This window comes from Mycobacterium sp. NGS34 (genome assembly GCF_059812845.1).
Window position 1 is genome coordinate 1 of sequence record NZ_JCALDM010000057.1, and the last position, 1,272, is coordinate 1,272.

A 1,272-nucleotide genomic window follows, 5' to 3' on the forward strand; every position below is an offset into this window, starting at 1 on the left:
TGAGGTGTACTACTGATGTGAGACACAGTTTGAAAGGATTGTGCTCATGTCTGCTCGACCTACCTATTCCGATGAGTTCAAGGCTGATGCCGTTGAGCTCGTGGTTTCATCTGGCCGTTCGCCGGCTTCTGTCGCTCCGGAGCTCGGCATTTCCGTCACCGCGTTGAAACGCTGGGTGCGGGTGTCCCGTGAGGGGCAACCAGGCGGTGGGGGGAAACCGGATGATCCGGTGGATCCTGCGAAATACAAGGCGTTGGAAGCACGGATGCGTGAGCTGGAGAGGGAGAACGATTTCCTGAAAAAAGTTTCGGCGTTCTTCGCCAAAGAACAACGGTAGAGGACTTGTACCGAGTTGTTCAGGAGAAGAACGCCGACTTCCCGGTGGCCTGGATGTGCCGCCAGCTTGGTCTCCCACGGGCGACGTATTACCGGCGGCTGGACGCCGGCGACACCCCGACTGCGCTGCGCCGCCGGGAACTGACGGATCAGGTGAAGACCGTCTTCGATTCCTCCGACGGGATCTTCGGGCACCGCATGGTCCATGCGAAACTTGCCGCCGCCGGCATCGAGGTTTCGGTGGGCACTGTCGCGGGGATCATGGCCGAAAACGGGTGGGCGGCAAAGCGGATGAGAGCGTTCAAGCGCACCACGATCGCCTCGGATCCGGATAAAGTCTTCGAGGACCTCATCGGCCGGGACTTCACTGCAGAAGCCCCTGGAACGCGTCTGGTGGGCGATATTACCTACCTGCGCACCGGCGAAGGGTGGCTGTATTTGGCCACTGTCATTGACCTGTGCACCCGCATGGTCGTCGGCTGGGCCATGGCTGAGCACATGCGCGCCTCGTTGGTTACCGGAGCCCTGACGATGGCCAGGGACAGCGGCCACCTGAGCCCCAACGCCATTTTTCACAGCGACCACGGAACGCAGTACACCTCCCGGGAAATGGGCGCCTGGTGCGCAGGAAACAAGATCCGCCAATCCATGGGCGCCACCGGGGTGTGCTGGGACAATGCAGTCGCAGAATCGCTGTTCTCATCCCTGAAAAACGAGTTCTACCATCACCACAGCTTCACCACCCGCCAGGACGCCAGACGGGCGACCATGCGCTACATCGAAGTGTTCTACAACCGCTGGCGCCCTCACACCAACAACGAGGGTCTGCCGCCCGCGACAGCAATGGCCAACTTCACAACCAGAAACCAGCCGCTTCCCGCTGCTGCCTGACCGAAAAGAAACTACCCGACTGTCTCACATCCTTGACACACCTCA

Annotated in this window: 2 protein-coding genes; both read left to right on the forward strand. The window is 60.4% G+C overall.

All coding sequences use genetic code 11. From position 1 onward, the window contains the following. The first annotated feature begins 46 nt into the window (after positions 1 to 46). Positions 47 to 337 (forward strand): transposase, encoded by a 291-nt coding sequence (locus tag AC5Y7V_RS31365; protein WP_047040760.1) that lies wholly within the window; start codon positions 47 to 49, stop codon positions 335 to 337. Positions 338 to 342: 5 nt separating this feature from the next. Further along, positions 343 to 1,227 carry an IS3 family transposase gene (locus AC5Y7V_RS31370; protein WP_082901982.1) on the forward strand — a complete coding sequence of 295 codons (885 nt, stop codon included), beginning with the start codon at positions 343 to 345 and terminating at the stop codon, positions 1,225 to 1,227. Positions 1,228 to 1,272 lie beyond the last annotated feature (45 nt).

What these genes read in the sequence shown, in the direction of transcription:
- AC5Y7V_RS31365 (WP_047040760.1), top strand. Translation starts at nt 47, where the DNA reads ATGTCTGCTCGACCTACCTATTCCGATGAGTTCAAGGCTGATGCCGTT.